This window comes from Aeromicrobium sp. MLTX1, assembly GCF_046452335.1.
In the GTDB taxonomy this organism is placed as follows: Bacteria; Actinomycetota; Actinomycetes; order Propionibacteriales; family Nocardioidaceae; genus Aeromicrobium.
In genome coordinates this window covers 417,546-432,272 of record NZ_JBKFDN010000001.1, presented here as the reverse complement: position 1 = coordinate 432,272, position 14,727 = coordinate 417,546, and the positions used below count along the sequence as shown (strand labels likewise).

The window sequence follows — 14,727 nt, the reverse complement described above, 5'->3', positions numbered from 1 at the left end:
GCGGGGTCGCTTGAACGGGCGGGATTAGCACTCGTATAGTGAGAGTGCTAGTTCCACTTCTACTTATGTCGGAGACACGCACCCATGGCCAAGTCCATCGCATTCAACGAAGAAGCCCGGCGCGGGCTCGAGCGGGGCATGAACCAGCTCGCCGACGCCGTCAAGGTCACCCTCGGCCCGAAGGGCCGCAACGTCGTCCTGGAGAAGAAGTGGGGAGCCCCCACGATCACGAACGACGGCGTCTCCATCGCCAAGGAGATCGAGCTCGAGGATCCCTACGAGAAGATCGGCGCCGAGCTCGTCAAGGAAGTCGCCAAGAAGACTGACGACGTCGCCGGCGACGGCACCACGACGGCCACCGTCCTGGCCCAGGCGCTCGTGCGCGAGGGCCTGCGCAACGTGGCCGCCGGCGCCAACCCGATGGGTCTGAAGAAGGGCATCGAGACGGCCGTCGAGGCCATCGGCGAGCAGCTGCTGGCCATGGCCAAGGACGTCGAGACCAAGGAGCAGATCGCCTCCACCGCCTCCATCTCGGCCGCGGACACCACGGTCGGCGAGATCATCGCCGAGGCCATGGACAAGGTCGGCAAGGAAGGCGTCATCACGGTCGAGGAGTCGAACACCTTCGGCCTGGACCTCGAGCTCACCGAGGGCATGCGCTTCGACAAGGGCCACCTGTCGGGCTACTTCGTCACCGATCCCGAGCGCATGGAGACCGTGCTCGAGGATCCGTACATCCTCATCGTCAACAGCAAGATCAGCACCGTGAAGGACATGGTCCCGGTGCTGGAGAAGGTCATGCAGACCGGCAAGCCGCTGGCGATCATCGCCGAGGACGTCGAGGGCGAGGCGCTGGCCACCCTCATCGTCAACAAGCTGAAGGGCACCTTCAAGTCGGTCGCCATCAAGGCCCCCGGCTTCGGTGACCGTCGCAAGGCGATGCTGACCGACATCGCGATCCTCACCGGCGGCGAGGTCATCAGCGAGGAGGTCGGCCTCAAGCTCGAGAACGCCGATCTCACGCTGCTGGGCACCGCCCGCAAGGTCGTCACGTCCAAGGACGAGACCACCATCGTCGAGGGTGGCGGCGACGAGGCCCAGATCCAGGGCCGTGTCGCCCAGATCAAGGCCGAGATCGAGAACAGCGACTCGGACTACGACCGCGAGAAGCTCCAGGAGCGCCTCGCCAAGCTGGCCGGCGGCGTGGCCGTCATCAAGGTCGGCGCGGCCACCGAGGTCGAGCTCAAGGAGCGCAAGCACCGCATCGAGGACGCCGTCCGCAACGCCAAGGCGGCCGTCGAGGAGGGCATCGTCCCCGGCGGCGGTGTCGCGCTCGTCCAGGCCAGCAAGGCCGCGTTCGAGAAGCTCGAGCTCGAGGGCGACGAGGCCACCGGCGCGAACATCGTGCGCGTCGCCACCTCGGCCCCGCTGAAGCAGATCGCCGTCAACGCCGGCCTCGAGGGCGGCGTCGTGGCGGAGAAGGTCGCCAACCTGGAGCAGGGTCAGGGCCTCAACGCGGCCACCGGCGAGTACGTCGACATGATCGCGACCGGCATCATCGACCCGGCCAAGGTCACGCGCTCCGCGCTGGCGAACGCCGCGTCGATCGCCGCGCTGTTCCTCACCACCGAGGCCGTCGTGGCCGACAAGCCGGAGCCCGCGGCCCCGGCCGGTGCGCCCGACATGGGCGACATGGGTGGCATGGGCGGCATGGGCTTCTGAGCCACGCCTGATCGCAGGACCCCGGCACCGCACGGTGCCGGGGTCCTGTGCGTCCGGGGGATGGGAGGATGACCGGCGTGACCACGTGGCCCGACCTGTCCCGCACCGACGACGCGCTGACCCCCGAGCACCGGGACCGGCTCGTCGAGGCGGGCGTCGACCCCGAGCGGCTCGACGCCGTCGCGTGGCGCCGGATGGACGGCCCGCTGCCCTCGTGGTGGAACGACCTCGGCAACGCGCTTTACGCCGCGCCCGGGGCTCGGCTGCCCGACCACGTCCTGGCGGGCCTGACGACCTTCTACTACTCCGGTGCGCTGATCGTGGTGGGGGCGCCGATGGACCACCTCACCTCGCTGCTGGTCGGCGGCGACGAGGCCACGGTGTTCCTCGACGAGCGCGTCGTGCTGACCGCCGGCGAGCTCTACTGCGGTCCGGGCTCGTCGATTGCGCTGCACGGACCCCTCGTGGCCACCCGCTCGCCGGTCGTGGACGCGCGCAACGGCGGACGTGTCGTGGCCGCGGGCGACCAGCTGTGGGCCGCGGGCGTCTACATCGCCACCGACGACATGCACCGGCTCGAGGACGCGGCCACGGGGGAGCGGCTCAACCCGTTCGGCGCCACGATCCGCATCGGTCACCACGTGTGGCTGTGCCGCGAGGCCGTGGTGTCCGGACACGTCGAGATCGGCGCCCACGTGTGCGTCGGGATGAGGTCGGTCGTCCGTGGTCAGAAGGTGCCTCCGAACGTGGTGGTGATGGGATCTCCGGGGCGTGTGGTGCGTGAGGGGACCACGTGGTCGTTCGACGACAGGCCCTGAGCGCCGATTTCGTGGCTCGTTGCACGAAACTTCCAGTTACACAAGGGGTCGGTGCCCGATTCGTCGTCGTTCATGGGCACAGGACGCGGTAAACCGCAGGATGTGGCCGTGTGACATGGGCGACATTCGTGAATTTGTGAAATGACCAGACAGCCGTTCGAGGATGGCCTACTTTCGAGGGGAAAGCAGGGGCGTCGCGCCAGTCGATGGCCGCCGGTGGGGGAAACCGGCGAGGGAGAGCATCGAGTGGCCTGGAGCCGGGCCGGGGGGCTTGTCCACGGACATGTATCGGTACCTCTCCACGTCGCTCTTGGCTGAGTACGCAGACACACAGACATCACGTGGGTCAGCGGTGAGGCGGAGGGGTCCGCAGCTCGACACCGAGGGCGCGCATTGGGGAGTGGCAATGACTTCAGCGATCGACGGACGAGATGAGACCGTCCTTCCGCTGCGTCTGGTGGAGCCCATCACCAGCGACCCCGGACTCGGATCTCCCTCCGTGCACCGGGAACTCACGGCGATCCCCACGGGGCGGTCGTCTCTGGAGAACCTGATCCGCCAGGGCCTCTTCGGGCACCTGATCGTGCTGACGGGCACCGTCATCGCGGGCGTGGCCGTCGGCATGGCCCCCGGAGCGCTCGCGGTCCTGGCCGCCGGCGTCGTCGGCTGGCTGGGTCTGAGCCTGGCGGCACTGCCGGCCTACGAGCGCGCGGGCTCGCTGCGACCCGCCAAGCGACTGATCGCCGTCCTGGCGCTCGGTGCGCTGGCGACCCTCGTGGTGTCCGACGTGGTGTCCGCGGAGCTGCGCTCGGCCGTCGTGGTCCTGAGCGTCACCGCGGTCCTGATCGTGGCCTCCGCCCTGGCCCACCGCGCCGCGATGCGCCGGGTGCCCACGCTGCTGGTGGGTCCGGCCGACGCCGTCAACCGGCTGGCCGCCCGCTGGGAGGACCGCCACGACCTCGTGGTGGTCGGGCGCTGCACGTGGGACTCCACGCAGCCGCTGGGCAGCGCCACCGTGAACTCGGTGGTTCGCGACGTCCCGAAGCTGCTGCGCACGGTCCACGGCGCCCGCGTCGTCATCACGGCCGACCAGGCCCTCGGTGACCCGTCGCTGCGCCACCTCGCGTGGGGCCTGCAGCGGGCCGAGATCGAGTGCCTCGTGCTGACCGACATGAACGACTACGTCGAGTTCGTGCGGCCCACGCGCGTCGGCGACCAGCTGGCGCTGGCCCTCGACCCGCCGAACAGCCACCTCGTCGGCCAGGCCGTCAAGGCGTTCTTCGACCGCAGCTTCGCGCTGCTGGCGATCCTGTTCGGCGCCCCGCTGATGGCCCTGCTCGCGCTGGCGATCCGCATCGACTCGCGCGGCCCGGTGATCTACAAGCAGGAGCGCACGGGCAAGGACGGCGTCCCGTTCGTCATCTACAAGTTCCGCACGATGGTGGTCGACGCCGACCAGCGCGTCGAGGAGCTGCGCGAGATGAACGAGGGCGCGGGCCCGCTGTTCAAGATGACGCAGGACCCGCGGGTCACGCGCGTCGGGCGGCTGCTGCGGCAGACCTCGCTCGACGAGCTGCCCCAGCTGTTCAACGTGCTGCTCGGCGACATGGCGCTCGTCGGACCGCGCCCGGCCATCGAGAGCGAGACGTCGCAGTACAGCCAGTGGGTCTGGCGCCGGCTGCACGTCAAGCCGGGCATGACCGGCCTGTGGCAGGTCAGCGGCCGCTCGAACCTCTCGTGGGACGAGTCGATCCGCCTGGACCTGATGTACGTGAACAACTGGAACCTGCGCATGGACCTGTCGATCCTGTTCAAGACCGTCGGCGTGGTCCTGGGGCGCAAGGGCGCCTGGTAGGCCCACCGGTAGACGACGAACGGCCGCCGCTCCTTGGGGGAGCGACGGCCGTTCGCCGTCGGTGGGTGCGGGTCAGTGCTCGGTGATCGTGCCGGCGCCCACGGTGCGGTTCGTGGCCTCGTCGATGAGGATGAACGAGCCCGACTGGCGGTTGCGCTGGTAGGGATCGACCATGAGCGGCTGGGTCGTGCGCAGCACCACGCGGCCGATCGCGTTGAGGCCCAGGCTGCCGGGCGTCTGGTGCCGGTGCAGCGTGTTCACGTCGAGCTCGTACTTGATCTCCTTGACCAGGGCGCGCGCCGAGCGGGTGGTGTGCTTGATGGCGTACTTGCCGCCCACGGTCATCGCGCTGGCGTCCATCCAGCAGACCATGGCGTCGAGGTCCTGCGTGACGGTGGGCTGGTTGTTCGGCCGCACGATCATGTCGCCGCGCGACACGTCGACCTCGTCCTCGAGGCGCACCGTGACCGACATCGGCGCGAACGCCTCCTCCAGCTCGCCCTTCGCGGTGTCGATCGCCTTGATCCGGCTGGGCAGGCCGCTGGGCAGCACGAGCACCTCGTCGCCGGGACGCATGACGCCGCTGACGACCTGGCCGGCGAAGGCGCGGTAGTCGCCCTGGCCGTTCTGCGGGCGGATCACGTACTGCACCGGGAAGCGGACGTCGACGAGGTTGCGATCGCTCGCGATGTAGACGTTCTCCAGGTGGTGCATGAGCGACGGCCCCTCGAACCAGCCCATGTTCGCCGAGCGGGACACGACGTTGTCGCCGGTGAGGGCCGACAGCGGGATCGTGGTGACGTCGGTGAACTCCAGCCGCGCGGCGAAGTCGACGAACTCGTCGCTGATCTGGCGGTAGACGTCCTCGGACCAGTCGACCAGGTCCATCTTGTTGATCGCCAGCACGACGTGCGGGACCCGCAGCAGCGACACGAGCGTGGCGTGGCGGCGGCTCTGCTCCTGCAGGCCCTTGCGGGCGTCCACGAGGATGATCGCCAGATCGGCCGTGGAGGCACCCGTGACCATGTTGCGCGTGTACTGGATGTGCCCGGGGGTGTCGGCGATGATGAACTTGCGCTTCGGCGTCGAGAAGTAGCGGTAGGCGACGTCGATCGTGATGCCCTGCTCGCGCTCGGCGCGCAGGCCGTCGGTCAGCAGGGCCAGGTCGGTGTACTCGTCGCCGCGCTGGGCGCTGGTGGCCTCGACGGCCTCGAGCTGGTCGGTGAAGATCGACTTCGAGTCGAACAGCAGCCGGCCGATCAGGGTGCTCTTGCCGTCGTCGACCGAGCCGGCCGTGGCGAATCGCAGGATGTCCATCAGAAGTAGCCCTCCTTCTTGCGGTCCTCCATCGCGGCCTCGCTGACCTTGTCGTCGCCGCGCGTGGCGCCGCGCTCGGTGATGCGGGTGGCCGCGACCTCGGCCACGACCTCCTCGGGCGTGGCGGCGGTGGAGGGGACGGCCGCGGTCAGGGTGGCGTCGCCGACGGTGCGGTAGCGGACCGACTCGACGAACACCTCCTCGTCGTCGCGCGGCGCGCAGTGCTGGTTGATCGTGAAGTACATGCCGCCGCGCAGGAAGACCTCGCGCTTCTGGGCGTAGTAGATGTCGGGCAGCTCGATGCCCTCGCGGGCGATGTACTGCCAGATGTCGAGCTCGGTCCAGTTCGACAGCGGGAAGCAGCGGATGCTCTCGCCGGGGTGGATGCGGCCGTTGTAGAGCGACCACAGCTCGGGGCGCTGGTTCTTGGGGTCCCACTGACCGAAGTCGTCGCGGAAGGAGAAGACGCGCTCCTTGGCGCGGGCCTTCTCCTCGTCGCGGCGGGCGCCGCCGAACAGGGCCGTGAGGCCGTGCTGCTCGGCGGTGCGGATCAGGACGGGGGTCTGGATGCGGTTGCGCGAGCCGTTCGGCTCCTCGCGGACGAAGCCCTCGTCGATCGCGTCCTGGACCGAGCCGACGATGAGGCGCACGCCCAGCTCGTCGACGACGCGGTCGCGGAACGCGAGGACCTCGTCGAAGTTGTGGCCGGTGTCGATGTGCACGACCGGGAAGGGGATCGGCCCGGGCGCGAAGGCGCGGACGGCGAGGTTCAGCATCACGACCGAGTCCTTGCCGCCGGAGAACAGCAGCGCGGGGCGCTCGTTCTCGGCGACGAGCTCGCGGATGATGTAGATCGCCTCGGCCTCGAGATGGTCGAGCTGGCTCATGCCGTAGCGACGCGACTCACGCGTGTCGGTCATCGACGGGTTCCTCCCCATGGGGTCGAGCGGTGCCGGGGGTGCGATCGGTGGGCGCTCGGACGCGGCCGACCGCGGGCATCGGCTGTGCCACAATCGTCGCCCATGGACCCGTGGCTCCCCGGACGCGCCCACAACGTGGACACCCCGTCCGCGGGCTGGTCCGCCGGGACGTGCCGATGAGCGCGGCGGCGGTGCTCCGAGGCCCGCAGCTGGACGGGCTGGAGCTGATCCTCGGCGGCTTCCTCGACCCGGTGGACGGGTACTGCCTCCCGGGGCGGGCGCCCGCCGACTGGCCCGTCGCGCCGCAGCTCGCGGTGCCCGCCGCGGCCGCCCGCGAGGCGGTCGACCAGGGCTCGCTGACGCTCACCGACCCCGACAACACGCCGCTCGCCGTCCTCGTCCTGTCGGACACGCGGGCCGGCGAGGACGGGCTGACCTGGGTGGCCGGACGGGTCCGCGCCGTGCGCGCGGCCGAGCACCCGCCGGCCCGTCGGGCTCGCCTCGTGGTGCCGGTCGACCTGCGCGACCACGTCGTCGCGCTCTTTGGCGGTCGGGTGAGCGCCGCCGACGTGATGCGGGCGGCGAGCGCCGCGGACGGCCGACCGCTCGCCCTCGTCGGGGTGGCGCAGGACGGCTGGGCCGGCGACATGACCCTCATGGAGGAGCTGCGGCGGTGCGCGGAGCAGGTCCCGCACGCGCAGGCCTGGTACCTCCCTGCGCCCGCGGTGAACGACGCGACGACGCCCGAGGAGGTGCTCGGGATCGCCCTGCGGTCGCTCGGCGTGAGCGACCCGCTCGACTTCCGCCGCCCGGACGTGCGCGACGCCCGCGGCGCGGTGCTGCTGCTCACCGGGCTCTCGGGCGCGGGCAAGTCCACGGTCGGCCGCGCCGTGGTCGAGGCCGTGACGGCGCGCGGCCTCACGCACGCCGTGCTGCTCGACGGCGACGACGTGCGCCGCGAGCTCTCCGACGGTCTCGGCTGGAGCCGCGAGGACCGGGCCCGGAACCTGACCCGCATCGCGTGGGTGGCGGCGCGCGTCGCCGAGGGCGGGGGACTGGCCGTCTGCGCCCCGATCGCCCCGTTCGCGGCGGTCCGCGACGCGATGCGCGAGCGGGTGGAGCCGCGCTCGCCCTTCCTCGTGGTCCACGTGGCCACCCCGCTGGCGGTGGCAGAGGCCCGCGACCGCAAGGGCCTCTACGCCAAGGCGCGAGCCGGCCTCATCCGCGACTTCACCGGGATCGACTCGCCCTACGAGCGCCCCGAGGACGCCGACCTGACCATCGACACCTCCCTGATGGGCGTCGGCGAGTGCGTCGAGGCGGTCGTCGGGCTGCTGCACGAGCGGGGCGTCGTCGCGGGGTCCTGAGGGCCGCGATCCGGGGCCGATCGTGTGATCCGCTTCACACGACGCGTTAGGATCCCCTCATGCCGGGGTCCACCGAATCGCCCTTCGCCGTGCCGCCGGGAGTCGATCCCGACGCGCTGGCGCGGGCGCTGCAGGACGCCCACGACTCCTTCCTCTCCACCGGCACCGTCGACGGTCCGGTCCGCACGGTGGTCAGCGAGTCGTGGCGACGCAGCCTGCTCGGCGGGCTCGACCCCGAGCGCGACCTCGCCGCGATCACGCTGGACTCCGCGCGGCTCGAGGAGATCCGTCGCCACCACCCGCTCGCCGCCGGCATGCCCGTCGTGCGCCGGCTGCTCGTCGAGAGCGCGGCCGACGCGGGGCTGCTGGTCGCCGTGAGCGACGCGGCCGGGCAGCTGCTGTGGGTCGAGGGTGCGGCCCAGCTGCGTCGCATGGCCGAGGAGATGAACTTCGTGCCCGGCGCCGACTGGAGCGAGGCCAGCGCCGGCACCAACGCGCCCGGCACGGCGCTCGCGCTCGACCGCGCCGTCTCGCTGCTGGGACCGGAGCACCTGGCCCGTCCGGTCACGCCGTGGAGCTGCTCGGCGGCGCCCGTCCACGACCCCGACACCGGCGCCGTCCTCGGCGTCATCGACCTCACCGGCGGCGCCGAGGTCGCCAGCGCGACCAGCCTCGGACTCGTGCGCGCCACGGCGGCGGCGGTCGAGGCCGAGCTGCGACTCGAGCGCGTCCGCGGCGCCGCGGCCTCGCGCACCGTGGGCACGCCCGGCGTGCGACGGCCACGGCTCGACGTGCTGGGCGTGCGTGGCGCGGTGCTGCACCACGGCACGACCACCACGCGGCTCAGCGCCCGCCACAGCGAGATCGCCCTGCTCGTGGCGGCGGCCGACCGCGGCCTCACGACGGCCGAGCTGGCGGTCGCCCTGAGCGACGACGAGCTGCCCGAGGTGACGATCCGCGCCGAGCTCTCGCGCCTGCGCCAGGTCCTCGGCGGCCTGCGCCTCGAGTCGCGCCCCTACCGGTTCGCCGCGGCCGTCGACACCGACGTCCAGCGCGTGCGCGACGACCTCGCCGCCGACCGCCTGCGCCAGGCGGTGGCGCGCTACCGCGGGCCGATCCTGCCCGACTCGCAGTCGCCCGCGATCGCCGCGGCCCGCGACGACCTCCACCAGCTGGTGCGCTCGCACCTGCTGGTGGGCGACGACCCCGACGCGCTGCTCTCGTTCGCCGACACAGGCCACGGGCGCGACGACTTCGAGGTCTGGGAGCGCATTGCGCGCGTGCTGCCCGCCTCCTCGCCGCGCTTCGCGCAGGTGGCCGACCACCTCGAGCGGCTCGACGCCGAGCTGGGCTGACCGCGCGTACCTTTCTGCAACGTTGCGCTGCCTACCGTCGGGACATCGGGTGTGAGCCCCCTCACACCCGCCCCCCGACGAAGGAGTCACAGATGGCCGTCTACGCAGCACCCGGCACCGAGGGAAGCGTCGTTTCCTACAAGTCGCGCTACGACCACTGGATCGGCGGCGAGTACGTCGCCCCCGCCAAGGGTCAGTACTTCGAGAACGTCTCCCCGGTCAACGGCAAGGTGTTCTGCGAGGTCGCCCGCGGCACCGCCGAGGACATCGAGAAGGCGCTGGACGCCGCCCACGCGGCCGCGCCGGCCTGGGGCCGGACCTCGACCACCGAGCGGGCGAACATCCTCAACAAGATCGCGGACCGCATCGAGGAGAACCTCGAGATGCTGGCCGTCGGCGAGACGTGGGACAACGGCAAGCCCGTCCGCGAGACGCTGGCCGCCGACCTCCCGCTCGCGGTGGACCACTTCCGCTACTTCGCCGGCTGCATCCGCGCCCAGGAGGGCTCGATCAGCCAGATCGACGACGACACCGTCGCGTACCACTTCCACGAGCCGCTGGGCGTCGTCGGCCAGATCATCCCCTGGAACTTCCCGCTGCTGATGGCCACGTGGAAGCTCGCCCCTGCGCTCGCGGCCGGCAACGCCGTGGTCCTCAAGCCCGCCGAGCAGACGCCCGCGTCGATCATGCTGCTGATGGAGCTGATCGCCGACCTGCTGCCCGCCGGCGTGCTCAACGTGGTGAACGGCTTCGGCGCCGAGGCCGGAGCCCCGCTCGCGGCCAGCAGCCGCATCCGCAAGATCGCCTTCACTGGCGAGACCACCACGGGCCGCCTCATCATGCAGAACGCGGCGCAGAACCTCATCCCCGTCACCCTCGAGCTGGGCGGCAAGAGCCCGAACATCTTCTTCGAGGACGTCGCGAGCGCGGACGACGCGTTCTACGACAAGGCGCTCGAGGGCTTCACGATGTTCGCCCTCAACCAGGGCGAGGTCTGCACGTGTCCGAGTCGCGCCCTCATCCAGAACTCGATCCTCGAGCAGTTCCTGCCCGCGGCGACCGAGCGCACGAAGCTGGTGAAGCAGGGCAACCCGCTCGACACCGACACGATGATCGGCGCGCAGGCCAGCAACGACCAGCTCGAGAAGATCCTGTCGTACATCCAGATCGGCGTGGACGAGGGCGCCCGCATCATCACCGGCGGCGAGCGCGTCGACCTCGGCGGCGACCTGTCGGGCGGCTACTACGTGGCGCCGACGATCTTCCAGGGCCACAACAAGATGCGCATCTTCCAGGAGGAGATCTTCGGCCCGGTGGTCTCGGTGACCGGCTTCGACGACTTCGACGACGCGATGAGCATCGCCAACGACACCCTGTACGGCCTGGGCGCCGGGGTCTGGAGCCGCGACACCAACACCGCGTACCGGGCGGGACGGACGATCGAGGCCGGCCGCGTCTGGACGAACTGCTACCACCAGTACCCCGCGCACGCGGCGTTCGGCGGCTACAAGAACTCCGGCATCGGCCGCGAGAACCACTCCCAGATGCTCGACCACTACCAGCAGACGAAGAACCTCCTCGTCAGCTACTCGCCCAACGCCGTCGGCTTCTTCTGATCCCCATGGGGGCCGAGATGTCGCCCGAGTCCGTCGGCTCCTCCCTCCCGACGGAACGGGTGGCCGTGACCCCGGAGGCGGCGGACCTGCTCCGCCGCCTCCGGGCCGATCACGACCAGCCGCTGATGTTCCACCAGTCCGGCGGATGCTGCGACGGGTCCGCGCCCATGTGCTACACCCAGGGCACCCTGCTGATCGGTGCCGCCGACGTGCTGCTGGGCGAGCTGGAGCCGGGCACGCCCGAGCCGGTGCCGGTGTGGATCTCGGCGGCGCAGTTCGCGTACTGGTCCCACACGCACATCACGATCGACGTCGTGCCCGGGCGCGGTGCCGGCTTCTCGATCGAGGGCCCGACGGGGCACCGGTTCATCATCCGATCGCGGGTCTTCACCGAGGAGGAGACGGCCCGGATGGGGCCCGTGGTGCGGGGCGGGGTGGCCGGCTGATCCGAGCCCGTCCGCCGTGGACCCGTCCGAACCATGAACGACCACCCGTTCGAGGCATTTTTCACATCAGTCCCACGGGGCGCACGCGCCCCACGAGAGAAGCGTGAGGAAAGCCTCAGACCCACGGATTTCGACTGTTACGCTCTGCGCCATGGGTGATTTGGGTTACAAGCTGAAGGTCCTGCGGCGCATCGGCATCATCAAGGCGCTCCCGCCGCACAAGCTCATCGGCGCCGCGCGCGTCCTGAAGAAGTGGGGACCGGGCCTGCCGTCCGGCATCAACGCCGCGGCGAAGCGCTACCCCAAGCAGATCGCCATCATCGACGACGCCGGCGAGATCACCTACGAGGACCTCGTCAAGCAGGTCAACCAGTTCACCGAGGTGCTGCGCGAGCGCGGCATCGAGGCGGGCGACTCGGTCGCGGTCCTGGCGCGCAACCACCGCTACCTCGTCATCGCCCTGGTCGCCGTCGTGCAGATGGGCGGTCGCATCCTGCTGCTCAACACGATGTCCAGCCGCGCCCAGCTGACCGACCTGGCCGAGCGCGAGGGTGCCGAGCTGCTCATCCTCGACCAGGAGTTCCTGCCCCTCGTCGAGGACGTCCGCCGCAGCCGCCTGCTGCTCGCCTGGGCCGACGCCGACGCCCCCTCCGAGATCCCCTCCATCGAGTCCGTCACGGTCGGCAAGCCCGGCGCCGACCAGCCCGTGCCGCCCAAGCACGGCGAGATGATCATCTTCACCTCCGGCACGACCGGCCTGCCCAAGGGCGCGAAGCGCAAGGAGCCCGAGGACCTCAAGCCGCTGCTGGCCTACTTCGGCGCGATCCCGTACCAGAGCAACTCGGTGGTCGCGATCGGCGCGCCGCTGTTCCACTCGTGGGGCCTGATCAACCTGGGCTTCGGCCTCTCGACGTGCCCCACGTTCGTGCTGCGTCGCAAGTTCATCCCCGAGCAGACCCTGCGCGACATCGAGAAGTACAAGGTGCGCGTGCTCGTGGTCGTGCCGCTCATGCTCCAGCGCATGGTCAAGGCCGACCCGAAGGTGGTCAAGGAGACCGACGTGTCCAGCCTGGCGATCACCGCCTCCAGCGGCTCGGCCCTGGCCGGCGACCTGGCGCTGCACTTCATGGACATGTACACCGACTCCATCTACAACTTCTACGGCGCGACCGAGACCAGCTGGATCACGATCGCCGACCCGAAGGACCTGCGCGCCGCGCCCGGCACCGCCGGCCGCGTCCCGTGGCGCACCACGGTCAAGATCCTCGACCACGACGGCAACGAGGTGCCGCAGGGCGACATCGGCGTGATCCACGTGGTCAACGACATGCCCTTCGGCGGCTACACCGACGGTCGCAACAAGGCGTTCCACTCGGGCCTCATGGACTCGGGCGACCTCGGCTACTTCGACGAGGAGGGTCGCCTGTTCGTGGCCGGCCGCGACGACGACATGATCATCTCCGGCGGCGAGAACGTCTTCCCGCGCGAGCTCGAGGACTGCCTCGTCGAGCACCCCGAGGTGGCCGACGTGGTCGTCACCGGCATCGCCGACCCCGAGTGGGGCCAGCGCCTGGCCGCCTACGTCGTGCGCAAGGAGGGCAGCGACGTCACCGCCGACGAGCTCGTGCAGTTCTCCAAGGACAACGTCGCCCGCTCGGCCGTGCCGCGCGGCGTGATGTTCCTCGACGAGCTGCCGCGCAACCCCACCGGCAAGGTCATGAAGCGGCAGCTGCCCGCCTTCGAGACCACCGCCTGAGCGCGTGGCGCGACCCGACCTGCCCGCCGTCCTGCGACGACTGGTCGCGATCGGCCGCTCCGTCTCGTCGTCGGCGCCCTCCGGCTCGTCCGGTCGGGCGCCGTCGGCGCGTCCGGGACGGTCGTCCGGCATCGACCACACGTGGGCCGGCGACCACGACGGCCGCCCCGATCCGGGCGAGATCGTCTGGACGTGGGTGCCCTACGAGGACGACCCCAGCCAGGGCAAGGACCGTCCGGTCCTCATCATCGGCCGGCGCGGCGACGGCTCCCTCGTCGCGCTCCAGCTGACCTCGAAGGACCACGACCGCGACCAGGCCCAGGAGGCGCGGGCCGGACGCTTCTGGATGGACATCGGCTCGGGCGCGTGGGACACGCAGGGCCGGCCCAGCGAGGTGCGGCTCAACCGGCTGATCGACGTTCGCGAGGCCGACGTCCGCCGAGAAGGCGCCATCCTTCCCCGCGAGGTGTACGAGCGCGTGCTGGGGGCTGCGCGACAATACCTGCCATGAGCATCGTCGCCCGGGTCGACCGCTTCCAGCGGAGGCACCCGGTCCTCGGATTCCCGATCGCGGTGCTCTACAAGTTCTTCGACGACCAGGGTCCGTACCTGGCGGCGATCATGACGTACTACTCGTTCATCGCGATCTTCCCGCTGCTGCTGATCGCCTCGTCCGTGCTCGGCTTCGTGCTCCAGGACGACCCCGAGCTGCAGGAGCGACTGCTCGACACGGCGCTCGGCCAGTTCCCGATCGTCGGCGACCAGCTCGGCCGTCCCGAGGGCCTGACCGGCAGCACGTCGGCGATCGTCGTCGGCTCGCTCGCCGCGCTCTACGGTGCGCTCGGCGTGGGCCAGTCCACGCAGAACGCGGCCAACGTGGCATGGGGCGTCCCGCGCAACAGCCGCCCGAACCCGATCGTCATGCGGCTGCGGAGCTTCGTCGTCCTCGGCATCGGCGGCCTGGGCATCGCGTTCATCGCGATCCTGCAGTCCCTCGTCGACAACCCGCAGGTCGTCGGCATCGACCACCTGCCCGACCTCGGCTGGGTCATGCGCGTGGTCGGCTTCCTCGTCTCGTGGGGCATCTTCGTCACCGTCTTCAAGCTCGTCAGCCTCAAGCGGGCGTCGTGGCGGTCCGTCCTCCCCGGGTCGCTGTTCTGCGCCCTGGGCTGGCAGATCCTGCAGTTCGGCGGGGACGCCTACGTGCAGGGCGTCGTCGTGCGCGCCTCGTCGATGAACCAGACCTTCGCGGTCGTCCTCGGCCTCATCGCGCTGCTGTTCCTGCTCACCTCGACCATCGTGATCGGGCTCCAGATCAACGTCGTGCGCCGCCGCCACCTCTACCCGCGCGCGCTGCTGACGCCGTTCACCGACAACGTCGTGCTGACCGCGGGCGACCGCCGCGCCTACGCCCAGTACGCGCGCATGCAGCGGCACAAGGGCTTCCAGACGATCTCGGTCGACTTCGACGACGAGGCCTGAGCGTCGCGGGCGCGCCGGGGGTGCCCGCCCGACTAGACTGCAGGGGTCGCATCGAGAGAACGCAAAGGAACGG

Annotated in this window: 12 protein-coding genes; 10 read left to right on the top strand and 2 right to left on the bottom strand. The window is 70.6% G+C overall.

Annotated elements, in window-relative coordinates; genetic code table 11:
• Positions 1–84: 84 nt before the first annotated feature.
• The 3 genes from groL to ACK99Q_RS01980 all read left to right on the top strand — a co-directional run bounded on the left by groL (position 85) and on the right by ACK99Q_RS01980 (position 4,395).
• Complete coding sequence (gene groL, locus ACK99Q_RS01990; RefSeq protein ID WP_410184570.1) at positions 85–1,722, top strand: chaperonin GroEL; 1,638 nt, start codon at positions 85–87, stop codon at positions 1,720–1,722.
• Between the two features lie 68 nt (positions 1,723–1,790).
• Positions 1,791–2,540 (top strand): acyltransferase, encoded by a 750-nt coding sequence (locus ACK99Q_RS01985; RefSeq protein ID WP_410184569.1) that lies wholly within the window; start codon positions 1,791–1,793, stop codon positions 2,538–2,540.
• Between the two features lie 499 nt (positions 2,541–3,039).
• Entirely contained in the window at positions 3,040–4,395 is a 1,356-nt protein-coding gene (locus tag ACK99Q_RS01980) for an exopolysaccharide biosynthesis polyprenyl glycosylphosphotransferase (protein ID WP_410184568.1), read from the top strand.
• A 72-nt stretch (positions 4,396–4,467) separates the two neighbouring features.
• Here ACK99Q_RS01980 and cysN read toward each other — a convergent pair whose 3' ends face one another.
• Together cysN and cysD are read right to left on the bottom strand one after the other, a co-directional pair.
• A complete protein-coding gene (gene cysN / locus ACK99Q_RS01975; RefSeq protein ID WP_410184567.1) occupies positions 4,468–5,712 on the bottom strand; it encodes a sulfate adenylyltransferase subunit CysN in 1,245 nt (414 codons plus the stop codon).
• Entirely contained in the window at positions 5,712–6,632 is a 921-nt protein-coding gene (gene cysD / locus ACK99Q_RS01970) for a sulfate adenylyltransferase subunit CysD (RefSeq protein WP_410184566.1), read from the bottom strand. Before cysD ends, cysN begins: the two co-directional genes overlap by 1 nt.
• A 176-nt stretch (positions 6,633–6,808) precedes the next feature.
• On the opposite strand from cysD, the gene cysC reads away from it, so the two are divergent.
• The 7 genes from cysC to ACK99Q_RS01935 all read left to right on the top strand — a co-directional run bounded on the left by cysC (position 6,809) and on the right by ACK99Q_RS01935 (position 14,654).
• Complete coding sequence (gene cysC / locus ACK99Q_RS01965) at positions 6,809–7,999, top strand: adenylyl-sulfate kinase (protein ID WP_410184565.1); 1,191 nt, start codon at positions 6,809–6,811, stop codon at positions 7,997–7,999.
• A 59-nt stretch (positions 8,000–8,058) separates the two neighbouring features.
• A complete protein-coding gene (locus tag ACK99Q_RS01960) occupies positions 8,059–9,354 on the top strand; it encodes a GAF domain-containing protein (RefSeq protein WP_410184564.1) in 1,296 nt (431 codons plus the stop codon).
• Between the two features lie 92 nt (positions 9,355–9,446).
• Positions 9,447–10,970, top strand: coding sequence for an aldehyde dehydrogenase family protein (locus tag ACK99Q_RS01955; protein ID WP_410184563.1), 1,524 nt, complete (start codon positions 9,447–9,449; stop codon positions 10,968–10,970).
• Between the two features lie 5 nt (positions 10,971–10,975).
• A complete protein-coding gene (locus ACK99Q_RS01950; protein ID WP_410184562.1) occupies positions 10,976–11,416 on the top strand; it encodes a DUF779 domain-containing protein in 441 nt (146 codons plus the stop codon).
• 151 nt (positions 11,417–11,567) lie between these two features.
• Positions 11,568–13,172, top strand: coding sequence for an AMP-binding protein (locus ACK99Q_RS01945; protein WP_410184561.1), 1,605 nt, complete (start codon positions 11,568–11,570; stop codon positions 13,170–13,172).
• 4 nt (positions 13,173–13,176) lie between these two features.
• The gene (locus ACK99Q_RS01940) at positions 13,177–13,683 is read left to right on the top strand and encodes a type II toxin-antitoxin system PemK/MazF family toxin (RefSeq protein ID WP_410184560.1); all 507 of its coding nucleotides are present in this window, start codon (positions 13,177–13,179) and stop codon (positions 13,681–13,683) included.
• Positions 13,680–14,654: a YihY/virulence factor BrkB family protein gene (locus ACK99Q_RS01935; RefSeq protein WP_410184559.1), complete on the top strand. Its 975-nt coding sequence runs from the start codon at positions 13,680–13,682 to the stop codon at positions 14,652–14,654. Before ACK99Q_RS01940 ends, ACK99Q_RS01935 begins: the two co-directional genes overlap by 4 nt.
• The last annotated feature ends 73 nt before the right edge of the window (positions 14,655–14,727 follow it).

Bases quoted from the DNA above. Each gene is read 5' to 3' on its own strand.
- groL (WP_410184570.1), top strand. From the start codon at position 85: ATGGCCAAGTCCATCGCATTCAACGAAGAAGCCCGGCGCGGGCTCGAG.
- ACK99Q_RS01985 (WP_410184569.1), top strand. From the start codon at position 1,791: ATGACCGGCGTGACCACGTGGCCCGACCTGTCCCGCACCGACGACGCG.
- cysN (WP_410184567.1), bottom strand. From the start codon at position 5,712: ATGGACATCCTGCGATTCGCCACGGCCGGCTCGGTCGACGACGGCAAG.
- cysD (WP_410184566.1), bottom strand. From the start codon at position 6,632: ATGACCGACACGCGTGAGTCGCGTCGCTACGGCATGAGCCAGCTCGAC.
- cysC (WP_410184565.1), top strand. From the start codon at position 6,809: ATGAGCGCGGCGGCGGTGCTCCGAGGCCCGCAGCTGGACGGGCTGGAG.
- ACK99Q_RS01960 (WP_410184564.1), top strand. From the start codon at position 8,059: ATGCCGGGGTCCACCGAATCGCCCTTCGCCGTGCCGCCGGGAGTCGAT.
- ACK99Q_RS01955 (WP_410184563.1), top strand. From the start codon at position 9,447: ATGGCCGTCTACGCAGCACCCGGCACCGAGGGAAGCGTCGTTTCCTAC.
- ACK99Q_RS01950 (WP_410184562.1), top strand. From the start codon at position 10,976: ATGGGGGCCGAGATGTCGCCCGAGTCCGTCGGCTCCTCCCTCCCGACG.
- ACK99Q_RS01945 (WP_410184561.1), top strand. From the start codon at position 11,568: ATGGGTGATTTGGGTTACAAGCTGAAGGTCCTGCGGCGCATCGGCATC.
- ACK99Q_RS01935 (WP_410184559.1), top strand. From the start codon at position 13,680: ATGAGCATCGTCGCCCGGGTCGACCGCTTCCAGCGGAGGCACCCGGTC.